The sequence below is a fragment of the Clostridium sp. CTA-19 genome (assembly GCF_054767855.1).
In genome coordinates, this window is sequence record NZ_BAAABH010000106.1 from 1 (window position 1) to 416 (window position 416).

The 416-nt window shown below is 44.5% G+C and carries 1 rRNA gene; it reads right to left on the reverse strand.

What is annotated here, in order from left to right:
* Nucleotides 1-416, reverse strand: a 23S ribosomal RNA gene (locus ACYUE0_RS17860); the annotation flags it as partial.

Consider the following 416-nt stretch of genomic DNA (forward strand, 5'->3'; position numbering starts at 1 on the left):
TCTATTTCACTCCCCTTCCGGGGTTCTTTTCACCTTTCCCTCACGGTACTGCTTCACTATCGGTCACTAGGTAGTATTTAGCCTTGGGAGGTGGTCCTCCCTGCTTCCCACAAGGTTTCACGTGTCTCGTGGTACTCTGGATCAGAACTTATGCTTAATTCCTTTTGCTTACAGGTCTATTACCTTCTACGGAGTAGCTTTCCAGCTATCTTCAACTAAAAATTTCACACTTTTATGTTCTGTCCACAACCCCAAAGCCAAAGGCTTTGGTTTGGGCTCTTTCCCTTTCGCTCGCCGCTACTTAGGAAATCGATGTTTCTTTCTCTTCCTCCGGGTACTTAGATGTTTCAGTTCCCCGGGTTTACCCCCATATACCTATGTATTCAGCATATGGTACTTAATATAATTAAGTAGGT